Raw genomic sequence first — 12652 nt, forward strand, 5'->3', positions numbered from 1 at the left:
AGCGACACGCCACCATGCATACCCATGAACTGATACGCCAACTCATTGCCGACCCCTCCTACCAGGTAGGGGAGGAAGAGGCCCTGCTTCTGTCCGAAGCCGGGCACGAATCCCTCTTTCTCCTGTTTGAAGCCGCCCGGGTGAGGTGCTCCCAGAATCGGGGAGACACGGTGTTCCTCTGCTCCATCGTCAACGCCAAATCGGGCAAATGCTCCCAGGACTGCGCCTTCTGCGCCCAGTCCTCCAGCCACGACACCGGGGTGGACATCTATCCCCTCATGGACGAGGAGACCCTGGTGGAGCGGGGCCATGCCATGGCCCGTGCCGGGGCCACCCGCTTCGGCATCGTCACCAGCGGACACAGCCTGAACGACGCCGAGATCGATCGGGTCTGCCGGGTAACCGAGCGTCTGAGAAAAGAGACAGACCTTGCCATCTGCGGCTCTCTGGGCATGCTGGACGCCAAGCGGGGTGAACGCCTGCGGTCAAGCGGCATGGGGCGGTACCATCACAACCTGGAGACCTCCCGCAGCCATTTCGACGCCATCTGCACCACCCACACCTACGACGAGGACATCGAGACCGTCCAGCTGGCTGCTGAGATGGGCTTCGGCGTCTGCTCCGGCGGAATCCTGGGCATGGGCGAGAGCTGGGCCCAGCGTGTGGAGCTGGCCCTGACCCTGAGGACACTCAACGCCGATACCATCCCCATGAATTTCCTGACCCCGGTACCCGGGACCCGCATGGAAAATCGCCCCCTGATGCCGGTTTTGGACGCCTTGAAGTCCGTGGCTCTGTTCCGGCTCATCGCCCCTGAAAAGCGCATCACCGTCTGTGGCGGGCGTGAGGTGACCCTCCGGGATTTTCAGTCCTGGCTCTTTCCCGCCGGTGCCGACGGCCTCATGGTGGGCAACTACCTCACCACGGCCGGGCGTTCCCTTGACGACGACCTCAAGATGGTGGCCGACGCCGGGCTCATCGTGGGAGAGGTGTAATGGAAGCCGTCCTGTCCGGACTCTTCCGGTTCGACGGCTCAGACCCTCTGTACAAGGGCCACTTTCCCGGCAACCCCGTGGTCCCCGGGAGCCTTGTGGTGGAAGCGTTTTATCATCGCCTCAGGGACGAGGGGCACGCCCCTGTTGCAGCAAAAAATTTCAGGTTCAGGGTGTTTGTCCCGCCCGGGGAGTATCGGTATACGGTCCGTTGCGAAAAGGGGCGGGCAAACTGCACCCTGTTCACCGATGAGGCTCCGGCCGTGACCGGAGAGATGGTGCTGCCATGACGTTTTCCGGACAAACCGTATTGATCGTGGGGGGGAGCTGCGACATGGCTCTCTCTCTGATTCCCTTCCTTGCAGGGGCCGGCCTTCGGCCCGTGTCCACCTTCAGGTCAACGGAAGGGGAACAAAAAATCCGTAATGCAGGCGGCACGCCCTGCGCGTTCGACCTGCAAGACGCCCTGGAGCCCGACGGGTTTTCAACGCTGGATGCCCTGTTTCAAGACGGCGGCCCCGACTACCTGGTGGACTTTGCCCACGGAAACTTCGAAAGCCTCGTGGCCACGGCCGATGTGGCGGCAACGGGGCGCTACATGCAGGAGAACATCACCTGCCGCGCAGCCCTTGTGAAGTGGGCCTCCCGTCGCATGATGGCAGGCCGCTTCGGCCGGATGCTCTACGTCTCCTCCACCGCCGCTGCCCTCCAGAACGGCGGCCAGGGGTTTTACGCCGCCTCCAAGCAGGCCTCGGAATCCCTCTACCGGGGCGCGGGCATCGAGCTGGCCAAAAAGGGCATCACCAGCGCCATCCTGCGGCCCGGCTACGTGTCGGCAGGCCGCGGCACCGATTACCTGGAGGCACACGGAGATCGAATCCGCCAGCGGGTCCCCCTGGGACGCGCTGCCACCCCCGCCGAGGTGGCCGAGACACTTCTCTTTTTGCTCTCCGACGCCGCACGCCCCATCAACGCCACCGTGGTCACCATGGACGGCGGCCTCACCGCGTGCAAGTAGGGCCTGAAAGCGTGCCTTCTATGGTTAAAGTCGGGAGCAAAAAACAAGCCTCCGGCGGCGAGGTGAGCCACCTCGAAAGCTGATTGCCATTGCACTTTGCCCTTCGTGCCTCAGGGCAAAGCGCAATGGCCTTCGGCTCGGGCTTCGCCCGACATGAACGCTGATGGTTTGTGCGGGTTGGCTCACACGATTCGAAGCAACAGGATACGTTGTCGCTACTTGCCCAGTATGGATTTAACCGCACTGCCTATGGCGTAAACACTTTGAAAGCAAGCTGCGGGGGCCAATCATACTCACTTTTGAATAAAATTGGCCCACATGTGTTTTTTAAAATCTGTTTGTTAAACTTTTCAAAAGTTTAGCCCCCGGCAGGGCCGCCGGAGGCAAGCTGAATCTTTATTCTTTTATATGTGGAGTGATACTGAGCCCATGACTGTTTTTGAAAAAATCCAGGCCACCCTGGCCGATATCCTGGACGTGGACGAAGAGCGCATCGGATTCGAGACCTATCTGTTCCGGGATCTGGACGTGGAGTCCATTGATTTGCTGGAGCTGGCCGTGAGCCTGAGCTCCGAGTTCAACATCGATGTCAACGACGACGAGGTCTTCCTGAAAACCCTGCGGGTCTACCTGAGCGAGCCTGGGGACCACGTCACCGACACCCGGGCCTACCTCATGGAAAAATACCCCTACCTCACCGCGTCCCGCGTGGACGAGATCCTGGCAGATCAGGACGGCGGCCCTGTCCTTAAGGTGAAAGACATCGCTGATTACGTCTCCTGGCGTAGTGATGCTGCATAATTAAGGAGTCTTCATGCGCAGGCGTGTGGTGGTGACGTCCATGGGGGTGGTTTCATCCCTGGGGGCGACATCGGAAGAGATTGGAGAGAGGCTTTCCTCTGGGGCTCCCCGGTTTGTGTTTACCGGGGAGGAGGGGCTCTGGGCGGCGCCGGTGGAAGGCTTTGACCTCAAGGCGTACACCGGGCGTTTTAAGGCCGGCCGGTACCTCAACCGGGGGGCGCAGTTTGCCGTGGCATCGGCTGCAGCGGCCATGGAGATGTCCGGGCTTTCCGAGAAGCAGCGGGCCGACACCGGGCTGTTCTGCGGGAGTGGGCCCAACTTTGATGTGGGGGAGGAGTTTGCCAGGATCGACCATGGCGAGATCTCCGAGGAGGGGCTCTCTGCCTTGTGGATGCTCCGTTTTCTTCCCAACACGGCGGCATCGGCCATCTCCCGCCTCACCGGCATTCACGGGGAGAACCACACTTGCGGTAGCGCCTGCGCCGCGTCATTGACGGCCCTTGGGGAGGCGTACCGAAAGATCCGGGACGGGTATCTGGACACGGCCCTTGCAGGGGGCGGCGATTCCCGGATCAACCGGGGCGGGCTTTTGGCCTACGGCATGGCCCGGGCCCTGCATCGAAGCGACGGGGACCCGTCCACGGAGTACGCTCCCTTTAATGCCCGCCGAAAGGGCTTCCTGCCCGGGGAGGGCGGGGCGTTTTTCCTTTTTGAAGAGCTGGAGCACGCCAGGCGGCGGGGGGCCGATATCCACGCCGAGGTGCTGGGGTTCGGCTCTTCCATGGACGGCTACAACATGACGGCCCCGGATCCTTCGGGCACCTGGGCGGAAAAGGCTGTTCGCCTGGCCCTGGACGAGGCGTTTCTGCTGCCCGAGGAGGTGGACGCGGTGTCGGCCCACGGCACGGCCACCGACCTCAACGACAGCATGGAAGCCGATCTTTTCAAGCGGGTTTTTACGTCCCGGAAACCGGCCATCCTGGCCCCCAAGGCGTGGCTGGGCCATCTGGCCTCGGCCTGCGGGGCCGTGGAGCTGGCCGTGATGCTGGCTGCCCTGAAGAGCGGTGTGCTGCCCTCCAACCCCAACCTCACCGATCCCCTGGACCCGTCCCTGGATGTTGTAAGGGGCCCTCGAAGCGCCGACGGGGTTTCGACCCTTTTGTTTGAAAACTTCGGTTTCGGCGGCCAGAACAGCGCCTTGGTGGTGCGCAGGTGGCAACCATGACACAGGTTCTTGACACCCCTTTTCTGATGCTCTCCCGGATTTCGTCCGTGGAGGAGAAATCCATGACGGCGGACTCCGCAGAACTGGGCGGCGAGCCCCATGGCCTTCTGGAGGCCATGGCCCAGTGCGCCGCCTATCATGTGCGGCATCTTACCGATTTTTCCCGCCAGGCCTTTCTCATGAAGGTGACCCGATATCCTTTTCCATCGGCCCCGGTGACAGGGGTGGTGACCCTCACCGCCGTCCTTACGGGATCGGCCACCGATGCCCGGGCCTACCAGGTGTCGGCGGAGGTTGGGGGCGAGACCGTCAAGGCCTCCCTTCTCATCGGCACCACCCCCTATGACGACCGTTTCGAGGCCGCCCGCCTCAGCCCTCACTATCAGGAGATTTTTCAATGTTTGACACGCGCTTGAGACAGAAACTGGCCCTTCAGAAAGAGAAGGGGCTTTACCGCAACCCACCGGTGGTGGAGGGCGGGGACGGGCGCACGGTGACGGTGGATGGGCGTACTCTTGTTAACTTTGCCTCCAACGACTACCTCGGCCTGGGGCGCTGTGAGGCACTTCGCACCAAGGCCGCAGAGGCGTTTTCCCGCTACGGCACCTCCTCGTCGTCTTCCCGGCTAGTGTCGGGCAACGGTTCGGCCATCCGTGAGGCGGAAAAAGCCTATGCCGATTATTTCGGCTACGAGGACGCTGTTTTTTTCCCTTCCGGGTACCAGGCCAACCTGGCCATCCTCTCCACCCTTTTCGGGCCGGAGGAGACCCTTTTGTTTGACAAGCATGTCCACGCCAGTACGGTCAAGGGCATGCAGCTGGGATCTGCCCCGTTTAAAGGCTTTCGCCATAACAGCATGGGGCATCTGGAAAAAAGGCTGAAGAGCGCCTCGGGCCAGCCCGTGGTGGTGACCGAATCCCTCTTCAGCATGGACGGGGACACCCCGCCTCTGGCCGAGCTTTCGGACCTGAAAGAGACCCTCGGGTTTCTTACGGTGGTGGACGAGGCCCACGCCTATGGCGCCATGGGCATCGGAGGACGGGGCATCGCCCGGGGGGTGGCTGACGTGGCTTTAGGTACCTTCGGCAAGGCCATGGGGCTTTTCGGGGCTTTTGTGCTGCTGCCCTCCCTGTATCGGGAGTATCTCTTCAATTTTGCCTCCCCCCTTATCTACACCACGGCCCTGCCCGAAGCCCACGCCGTCACCGCCCTGGCCGTGCTGTCGGAGGTGGAGCGGGGGGATGACCGGAGGGAGCGCCTTTCTTATCTCAGCCGGAAGCTGACCCGGCTCCTCACCGACCGAGGGTTTACCGTCTGCGGCGAGGCCCACATCCTTGCTGTTCAGATCGGCAGTGAAGAGCGGGCCCAGGAGCTGGTGACAAAGCTTTTTGACCAGGGGTATTTTGCCTTTACCGCCCGTTTTCCCACCGTTCCCATGGGCCAGGCCATTATTCGCCTGAGCCTGACAGCCAACCACACCGAAAAAGACCTGGAAGATTTTTCCGACGCACTGGCCGCATTGGACCGTTAGCCCGGATACGTCTCAGGGGCCTGGGCTTCCGGGCCATGGGGCTGCTTAGGCTGTGTTTTGTTGCCCGTTCCTCTTTAAGTGAATTTGCCAGTTACCGGAAAAGGATTGATTTTGTTTTGTCAAAGTGGTAACAATGTTCACTATAAATAACACGGTGCGAATAACGAATCCGTGGCCATTCGCTCGGCGTGTTGCCAGCGTGGTCACATGATAACCCCAGGGACCAGTCCCAGCCAGGGAGGACGGCATGGCTTTTTCCGCCCGGGATTTCCGTCACTATATCGTCTGTGCCTTTTTTTTATGTGCCTTTGGTGCGGCAGGGGCTGTGGCAGCCCCCAAGCCCATGAAGGAGTGGGAACTGGGCGGGGTTGAAGCCAGGACCGGGGTGAACCTGGGGTTCGACAACCTTGTGGTGGAGAGCACCGGCGGCAGCTCAAGGTTTGTGCCCGATGACCAGAACAAGCCGGACCACTACCTTGAGTTCACCTCCATGGACAGCAGCACCGCATACAATGGAGATATCTCCATTGTGGCCGGGAAATATGTTGCCCCACAGCGGCAGTGGTTCATCAAGGACACGGCCAAGGTCCGGAAAGGGGAAGCGGGCATGATCGGCCTCGGCATCGACTGGTACTACAAGCACAAACGCACGGACCCATACGAGATCAACAAGGGGAGTGACTTTACCCCTCCGGCCGAGGCCCGGGGGGTGACGGCGGTGGTGATCTCCATGGACAACGGCGAGGAGCCCTTCACGGTGGGGTCCAGCAGCAGCAACCTCAATTTTTCCGCCATCGGGTCGTACACGGACATGGGAGAGGACGTCGGTGATCGCATTGTGTCCGGGGTGCTTGGGGCGGACACCGGGCTTTTGTCCATGACCGGTGTGAAGAACCTGGGCCAGCGGGTGACCCTCTACCCCATCGGAACCATAGACGGCTATGTCGAAGGGGAGGGCATTGCCCTGGAGCTCCGGAGCAAGACCACCATCGACGAGGTCACCATCTCCCGGGAGATCGGCGGGGAGACCTTCGTCAACCTGAGGGCCTCGGGGATTCACATGCGCGAGAGCTTCAGCCAGGAGCTCCATGTCCAGTACAACAGGTGGGGGGACATGGACAAAGACTACTTCGCCAGCGACGCCCCGTCGGAGTACCTGGACAGCACCTACGACCCGGACGGCTTTTTCGGCAGCGATTACAACCCGGACCACGTCATGCTTTCGCGTAACCTGGTGAGGTCCCCGTATACGGGGGGGCCCGGTTATCACAACATGTACGACGGGTTCATGCTCAACGGGAACATCAACCAGATCGATTTTGCCGACCGCATCTCCGGACGAAAGCTGGTACTGGACCACGGTCAGATGACCGAGGCCGACGTAATCACGGGCAAGAATTTCGACGACCCCGGCAAGCTGGATAACGATTACCAGATCCATAACCAGGACATGGCCAATGACATCGAGATCCTGGAACGTCCCATGACCATCCAGGTGAAGACAGGGCGGAACTACAAGAGCTTTGACCCGGCAACGGGCCAGCCCGAGCTTGTTTACGACGAGCGGAGTTTTATCGCCATCAACTGGCCGCGCCACGGCTCGGTGCGGGTGGAGGACCTCCAGGGGTTCGTCTCAGATCCCGGGGAGTGGCCCTACAACCAGTTCGGCCCCAGCATGGGGGGCGTGATCCTGGACGGAATGCGTGCCAAGAAGACCTACCTGGAGATTCCCGGTCGAAAAGAGATGTACGCCATTACGGAACAGAACATCGACAGGTCGGATTCCAACAACTGGGTTCGCCACTACTATCTTTACGAGGCGGGCAAGATGCCCGATGAGATGAATCCCAACGGCCTTCCCTCCAACCAGGCGGACTGGGACCCCATCGGGCGGGGTCAACTCGACTTTTTAAGCAAGCTGGGCAACCCGTCGAATCCCACGGGGGGGCGGTGGGACCTCTACGATATCAAGAAGATCATGCCGGACGGGGTAACCTACGACTTCTGGCATATCTACGAACCGGAGTATCCCGGTTCCGGTGCGAGATGGGTACCGGATCATTGACCGCGATTGAGGCCCTTGAGCGTAAAAGGAGAAGGTCCATGGGGTGTGAAAACCACAGGCGTGAGAGCTTCCGGCGTACCCTGGCATGTGTGCTTGCCCTGGCGTGGTTCTGTGCATGGGCAGGAACGGTGCGCCTAGCCCATGGCGCGGTACGTCCCATGAGCGACGGTGCCCTGTCCGACATCACGGCCCAGACCAGCCCCATCTCGGTTGATATCGAGCGGGACACGGTGCGGATCTTTATGGACACGTACCTGGAGGTCTATCAGGAAACGGACAGAGTGCGCCTGGGGTACTACTACAAGTCTCCGGCCGAGCTCACCACCCGAAAAGGCCTGAACCCGGGGGATTATGTGAGAAAATACATTCCCTGGTCGGTCCCCGTTTCCTATCACCACCTGTTTGAAAACGGTGACCCCAGGATTGAGTGGCATCCCGGCGATGTGCCGGCACATGACAACACCCCCTGGGAGAGCAAGCGGTTCAGGGTGGTCATGAACCCGTGGGTCACCGAGGACTCGCAAAAGATCTACTCCCCCTGGGAGGTGGCCACGGAGTACACCCTGCACAAGGGCGAGGACAAGGACCTCTCTTTGGAGACTGTCTATGTGCCCTACGTGGACGACGACAACTACCTGTACAAGTACAAGTACAAAAAAGTTCTGGACATCGCCCCATCCCACAGCTGGGTGGACGGGGCGCAAGGGGACAACAACGCAAACGGGCTCTTTTCCACCCGTCCCTATCGCAACCGGAACTACCTGGACTGGGATTTTTCCGTGGACAACCTGAGGATGGGGATCAGCCCGGACGAGCCGGTCCGCATCAACGGGCTGGTGATTCGGCTCAAGTACGACAACATTGCCTCGGCCAACCGAAAGCTGACGGACATCATCGTGGGAACCAACGACCTGCAAGGCGACCTCTCCTTTGATTACAAGCGGGCCACGGGGATCTATAGCCCCAAGCTGCCTCACCAGGCCCGGCAGATCGCCCTGCAGACCGGGGGGGACGGCAACAGCCTGGCCGGTTCGGACCTCGGGGAGGAGTTTAACTCGACCCCCATTCCCGCCATCTATCAACGGGACACCATGATGTCCCTTGTGGATCAGTTCAGCCTGTCCCGAAACTACAAGAATCCCAATGGAAAATCGTGGGTGGACGCCGTTCCGGACAACCCCTTGAGCAATGCCCAGCATTCGGGCTTTTTTATCCGTATTGGCCTGGACCGGAACAGCCCCCATTTCGGGTACCAGCTTGTGGGGGGCTACAGCGAGCGAATTGCCTGCTCGTTCCAGTACAAGGGCGAGTCCATCAACACCTCCCTGCACAACTGGTGGAACGGCATCGAGCCGTCGGCCGCAACGTCCCAGTACCCGGCCTCCCTTCAGAAGGTTTACCAGAATGACCCCAATGTCACCGGGTTTTCCTATTTTGGGCAGGACCCGAATTATTTCCCGTAAAATGTGTGCTGACCCGTCGGATCTTTTTTGTGGGGCCGGTGGCGTGGGAACGGGACCGGGCTTTTTTGATGTCCTGCCAGGGGGTGTTCCCTGAAAAAGGGACCACAAGGTCTCCGGCCGGTTGAGCTCCGTGGGCTCAGCCGGATTTTTCGTTTTGGGAGCCGGGGTACGGCAGGCGGTGTGTCTCCACAGGCGCGCGGGTGTCTACCGGGAACTCCTTTCTTTGCCTAATGAGTGGCCGTTGCGCATTTGCTTCTTTTTCTCTGTGGAAAGGTGTTGCTTTTTATGCATTATTGATATAATTATCCCGCTCGTTTGTTCCTTCTGAATCTCTTCATGTGATTTTCTTTCATCCAATCCGGATCGATACCTTTGCCCAGAGACGTAAAGTGAGTTCTGTATGACGGCCTTGGAAGAAGCTGAAGGGCGGATTGTGTATGCTGCGTGTGACGGGTTTCTGCATGGATTGTGCGGGACCGGAAGACACGGCATCAGATTCGTCGGGGGGCCCTTTGCGGGAAAGCCGCGGGGTGCGTTTTGCATGCCGGAAGAGATGGTGTGGCAGGGGCAACAGGGCACGGCGTCATGGGGGATCACCCCTTTGGGCAGATCCTGAGATCTGTTTTGTGAATGACTGCATGAGCCCAAACCGTAACCGTCTATACACATAAGGAAACCCAAATTATGACTCAGGTAAAGAAACATTTTTTCAGCGGCGGCCTGAAAGGGGCTGAAGCGGCATTCGGCGAGCAGGCAGAAAAATACGGAATCACCGAGACCACCTACGCCTTTGAAGGGCAGACCCTGACCCGTGAGGTGAACGTGGAGATCCTCTCCGAAGAAACCCTCAAAAAGGGCGATGTCAGCATGGAGATCGTCTCTGCCCGCATGGGACGACGCTACGCCCAGGCCGACAAGATCCGTAAGGTTTTCCAGGTGATCTTTCACATGGTGAACAAGGGCTGTCAGGTTCTTGCCATTGGCTGGATCCAGGACGACAACACCGTCAAAGGCGGCACCGGCTGGGCCGTGGAGCTTGGCAAATTTTTCAACCGCCCCGTCAGCGTTTTCGATCAGGACAAGAACCAGTGGTATACCTGGAAAGAGAACCGCTGGGCCCTGGACACCCCCGTCATCACCCAGGACACCTTCTGCGGCACCGGGACCCGGAACCTTTCCGATGAAGGCAAGGCCGCCATTGACGAGCTGTTCAAGCGCTCTTTTGCGTAACGAAAAAAAGCCCCGGCTTTTGCCTGGGGCTTTTTTGTATTGATCGTTCAAAGGGGGCGTCAGGTGGCACTTAGGAGTTTCCGTGCTTCATCGCCCACCGTGGTGGTTGTCAGGTGCCAGCCCGTGTAGAGGGTAAAGGGGTGGGAAGATCCCACCAGCCCTTGGGCCTGGGGCCGCGCCGCCTCATCTCCCGTGCGGGCGGCAAAGAGCAGGGCAAGGCCTTGCTTGACGGGGTCCGTGGAGCGGAGGTGGCCCCTGACATCGGCCAGGGCAGGCCTCACCTTTTCAGGGTCTGCTTCGGCGAGCCTGCAGAGCCCCCAGAGGGCCCCGCGTTGAAGGATTTCGTGTTCCAGGAAGTTCCCCTCTTCACTGACGTAGGAGCAGAGGATACGGTGGTACTCATCGGCGAGCAGCCGGTTGACGGCCGTGATCTCTCCCATGGCCTCGGGCGCTCCCCATCCGATCCCCCCGGACTCGTCGTTTAAGGTCCACATCAGGCGTCGCATCACCACACGCGCCTCTTCCAGATTTTCCCCTGCCAGGGCATCGGTAACCATCCCCAGCGAGGTTACGGCCCGCCATCTGATCTCCTCCTGTCGATCACAGAATAAGCCGATGAGGGGGCTCACCAGTCGCCTTAATGGGTGGCTGAGGAGTTCCGTCTTGACGTTATCGTGCGTGCCTTCCAGAAGGAGGGTGCGAAGGGTGCGTTTGATCTCCCGTCCACCGGGGGTGTCGTTGTCGGTCATGGGACCTCCTCGAAAAGGCTTCCCCTCCGGCGAGGCCGCCGAAGGCGAGTGGATCATGATTCGGCGCTTTTGGCCTTGACGGTCTCGCCGATGAGGACACCGTAGTCAAAGCACGCCTTCAAGGCCTCGGGGTCGGGAACGTAGAGGGTGCGCAGGCCGTCGTCGATGCGCTCGAATCCCATGGTGTCCAGCTCGTTGTTGAGGAGCTTCACCGCTTCGCCGCTCCAGCCGTAGGAACCAAAGGCAGCCCCGAGTTTGCCCTTGGGCTTGAGGCCTTTCATGTAAGACAGAACATCGCAGAGGGTGGGGAAGATCCCGTTGTTGAGGGTGGGAGATCCCACCACCAGGGCCCTGGCGTCCATGAGTTCGGTCATGATATCGCTTCGGTGCCAGTTGCGGACGCTCATGGGGATGACCTCGACACCGGTGGAGCGGGTGCCGTCCACGATTTTGCGGGCCATTTTTTCCGTAGAGTTCCACATGGTGTCGTACATGACGATCACCTTCTCTCTGTTCTCCTGACGGGCCCAGGAGGCGTAGCGGTCCAGAATCATCTCCGGGTTTTTCCGCCAGAGGATCCCATGGTCCGGGCAGATCATGTTGAGGGGCAGGTCCATGGACTTAATGGACTCTAAAAGCTTCTCCACCCTGGGGGCAAAGGGCAGGAGGATGTTGGCAAAATACTTTTTGGCATGCTCGAAGAGCCCTTCGCCCATTTCGTCATCAAAGTTTTCGTGGGATGCGTAGTGCTGGCCGAAGGCGTCGCTGGAAAAAAGGATGCCGTCCTCTTTGAGGTAGGTGAACATGCTGTCCGGCCAGTGGAGCATGCGGGTTTCGATGAAGCTCAAGGTGCGCTTGCCCAGTTTGATCTCCGTGCCCGGTTTGACCACGTTCAGGTTGATCTTTTTACCGTTGAAGTGGGCTGAAAGGGCTTTCTCTCCCATTTTGGAGCAGTAGACCGGGGTCTCTTCTCCGATGAGGTGAAGTACCCGGGGCAGGGCGCCGGAGTGATCCATCTCCGCATGGTTGCTGATGATCATATCGATTCGCTTGGGATCGATGATCTTGCGGATGTTCTCCATGAACTGATGGGTGAAGGGTTCCTTGACCGTGTCGATGAGCACCACCTTGTCGTCATCGACGATAAGAAAGGCGTTGTAGGTGGTCCCCATGTAGGTGGAGTACCCGTGAAAGTCTCTGATGTTCCAATCCTTGACACCCACATCGTAGATGCCTTCGGCGATTTTAAGTGGTCTCATGGCTTGCTGTCGTCCTTTTTGTTTCCGGATGGAAAACCCGGATCCCCGTGCGAACATGGCCGAGGGAATCCGGGTTGAGGATACCCGGGGATCACTCCCGGGGTGTTACCTGTTACACTTCTTCAAACTCAGATTTTCCCACACCGCAGACGGGGCAGAGCCAGTCTTCGGGAAGATCTTCAAAGGCGGTTCCTGCCTCAATTCCGTTTTCGGCGTCTCCCTCTTCCGGGTCGTAGATATAACCGCATACCGTGCACTCGTACTTTTTCATCGGATCACCTCACTTGGGTTGTTGGTTGGGTGTGGTTCGGTTTAAAAA

13 protein-coding genes are annotated in these 12652 nt (G+C 59.7%); 10 read left to right on the plus strand and 3 right to left on the minus strand.

Features of this window, described 5'->3' with window-relative positions:
* The first annotated feature begins 14 nt into the window (after positions 1 to 14).
* The 10 genes from bioB to ACOYW0_RS15850 all read left to right on the plus strand — a co-directional run bounded on the left by bioB (position 15) and on the right by ACOYW0_RS15850 (position 10325).
* On the plus strand, positions 15 to 995 hold the full coding sequence (gene bioB, locus ACOYW0_RS15805) for a biotin synthase BioB (RefSeq protein ID WP_482414791.1): 981 nt from the start codon (positions 15 to 17) through the stop codon (positions 993 to 995).
* Positions 995 to 1282 (plus strand): ApeI family dehydratase, encoded by a 288-nt coding sequence (locus ACOYW0_RS15810; protein WP_482414792.1) that lies wholly within the window; start codon positions 995 to 997, stop codon positions 1280 to 1282. Before bioB ends, ACOYW0_RS15810 begins: the two co-directional genes overlap by 1 nt.
* Positions 1279 to 2010 carry an SDR family NAD(P)-dependent oxidoreductase gene (locus tag ACOYW0_RS15815; protein ID WP_482414793.1) on the plus strand — a complete coding sequence of 244 codons (732 nt, stop codon included), beginning with the start codon at positions 1279 to 1281 and terminating at the stop codon, positions 2008 to 2010. The genes ACOYW0_RS15810 and ACOYW0_RS15815 overlap by 4 nt, the downstream gene beginning before the upstream one ends.
* 429 nt (positions 2011 to 2439) lie before the next feature.
* On the plus strand, positions 2440 to 2811 hold the full coding sequence (locus ACOYW0_RS15820; protein ID WP_482414794.1) for an acyl carrier protein: 372 nt from the start codon (positions 2440 to 2442) through the stop codon (positions 2809 to 2811).
* A 13-nt stretch (positions 2812 to 2824) separates the two neighbouring features.
* Entirely contained in the window at positions 2825 to 4036 is a 1212-nt protein-coding gene (locus tag ACOYW0_RS15825) for a beta-ketoacyl-[acyl-carrier-protein] synthase family protein (RefSeq protein WP_482414795.1), read from the plus strand.
* Complete coding sequence (locus ACOYW0_RS15830) at positions 4033 to 4452, plus strand: hypothetical protein (protein ID WP_482414796.1); 420 nt, start codon at positions 4033 to 4035, stop codon at positions 4450 to 4452. Before ACOYW0_RS15825 ends, ACOYW0_RS15830 begins: the two co-directional genes overlap by 4 nt.
* On the plus strand, positions 4434 to 5567 hold the full coding sequence (locus tag ACOYW0_RS15835) for an aminotransferase class I/II-fold pyridoxal phosphate-dependent enzyme (protein ID WP_482414797.1): 1134 nt from the start codon (positions 4434 to 4436) through the stop codon (positions 5565 to 5567). The genes ACOYW0_RS15830 and ACOYW0_RS15835 overlap by 19 nt, the downstream gene beginning before the upstream one ends.
* Positions 5568 to 5814: 247 nt before the next feature.
* Complete coding sequence (locus ACOYW0_RS15840) at positions 5815 to 7632, plus strand: hypothetical protein (RefSeq protein WP_482414798.1); 1818 nt, start codon at positions 5815 to 5817, stop codon at positions 7630 to 7632.
* A 38-nt stretch (positions 7633 to 7670) separates the two neighbouring features.
* Positions 7671 to 9095 carry a hypothetical protein gene (locus ACOYW0_RS15845; RefSeq protein WP_482414799.1) on the plus strand — a complete coding sequence of 475 codons (1425 nt, stop codon included), beginning with the start codon at positions 7671 to 7673 and terminating at the stop codon, positions 9093 to 9095.
* 684 nt (positions 9096 to 9779) lie between these two features.
* A complete protein-coding gene (locus ACOYW0_RS15850) occupies positions 9780 to 10325 on the plus strand; it encodes a hypothetical protein (RefSeq protein ID WP_482414800.1) in 546 nt (181 codons plus the stop codon).
* Positions 10326 to 10384: 59 nt separating this feature from the next.
* Here ACOYW0_RS15850 and ACOYW0_RS15855 read toward each other — a convergent pair whose 3' ends face one another.
* The 3 genes from ACOYW0_RS15855 to rd all read right to left on the minus strand — a co-directional run bounded on the left by ACOYW0_RS15855 (position 10385) and on the right by rd (position 12604).
* A complete protein-coding gene (locus ACOYW0_RS15855) occupies positions 10385 to 11074 on the minus strand; it encodes a DVU0298 family protein (RefSeq protein WP_482414801.1) in 690 nt (229 codons plus the stop codon).
* Between the two features lie 53 nt (positions 11075 to 11127).
* A complete protein-coding gene (locus tag ACOYW0_RS15860) occupies positions 11128 to 12333 on the minus strand; it encodes an FprA family A-type flavoprotein (RefSeq protein ID WP_482414802.1) in 1206 nt (401 codons plus the stop codon).
* Between the two features lie 112 nt (positions 12334 to 12445).
* Entirely contained in the window at positions 12446 to 12604 is a 159-nt protein-coding gene (gene rd / locus ACOYW0_RS15865) for a rubredoxin (protein WP_482414803.1), read from the minus strand.
* Positions 12605 to 12652 lie beyond the last annotated feature (48 nt).

Source organism: Desulfoluna sp. HI9BLuna (assembly GCF_056829775.1).